This window comes from Aurantimonas sp. C2-5-R2, from assembly GCF_036549495.1.
GTDB classification, from domain to species: Bacteria; Pseudomonadota; Alphaproteobacteria; order Rhizobiales; family Rhizobiaceae; genus Aurantimonas; species Aurantimonas coralicida_A.
The window spans coordinates 1-1,125 of sequence record NZ_JAZHLJ010000241.1; the positions used below are offsets into that span (position 1 = coordinate 1).

General features: G+C 62.9%; 1 protein-coding gene. It reads left to right on the plus strand.

Annotated elements, in window-relative coordinates; translation table 11 throughout:
• Positions 1-239: 239 nt before the first annotated feature.
• Positions 240-1,046 carry a site-specific integrase gene (locus VQ044_RS25265; RefSeq protein WP_331827902.1) on the plus strand — a complete coding sequence of 269 codons (807 nt, stop codon included), beginning with the start codon at positions 240-242 and terminating at the stop codon, positions 1,044-1,046.
• Positions 1,047-1,125: the final 79 nt, after the last annotated feature.

Genomic DNA, 1,125 nt, shown 5'->3' on the forward strand with positions numbered 1-1,125 from the left:
GGCCTGGACGCTCATCGCCAGCATCCGAATGCTCACGAGGCGCATCGCAAGATATTGGATCTATTGCTGAACTTTTGAATCAGGCTCTCAAGCACTACTTTGGCATATTTTTAGCGCGCGAGGATTTTAGAGATTGAACGAACCCGCTAGCGCGGGAGTGGAGCGAGCGTTTTAGGAGAGTCCTCCTGTCTGCGAGGATTGTGGTTGTTAGCCCGATCCCAGAGACAGGAGCACCTCCGATGGCCGATGTGAGCCCTCTTCGCCGCCGCATGATCGAGGACATGACGGTCCGCAATCTGTCGCCGGCGACGCAACGATCCTACCTCCATGCGGTGACGAAGTTCAGCCGCTATTTCAGCCGTTCGCCGGACCATCTGGGCCTGGAGGACGTGCGGGCCTTTCAGGTTCATCTAGTCTCCACCGGCATCTCCTGGCCGGCTCTCAACCAGACGGTCTGCGCGCTGCGGTTCTTTTATGGCGTCACGCTCGGTCATGGCGAAATTCCGGAACGGATCCCGTATGCCCGCNAAGCGGTGCCAAGCCTAAAGACGCGGGCGGCGCTGACGACGGCCTACGCGGCGGGGCTTCGCGCTTCCGAAGCCGTCGGCCTGAAGGTCGGCAATATTGACAGCGGCCGGATGGTTATCCGGGTCGAGCACGGCAAGGGCGGCAAGGACCGCACCGTGATGCTGTCGGCGCAACTACTGGCCATTCTGCGCACCTACTGGCGCCTGACCCGACCAGGACGCTGGCTGTTTCCCGGCCGCGACGAGGATAAGCCGATCGACGTGCAGGTTCTGCATTCGGCTTGCCGGTCGGCTCGCGCCGCCGCCGGCATCGACAAGCGCGTGACGGTGCACACGCTGCGGCACAGCTTTGCCACCCATCTTCTGGAAAGCGGCACCGACATCCGCATCATCCAGGTGCTGCTCGGGCACGCCCATCTGTCGAGCACAGCCCACTATGCCCAGGTCTCAAACCGGCTCATCCGGCGCACGACCAGCCCGCTCGATCGATTGACGCTGGAGGTGGTGCCCCCGGCCTGATCGGCCAGGACCGTGCCAGCCGATCTGGAGGTGGCCGATATCTTCCGCCGTCACGGCAATGCCTACCGCCGGGCGCATG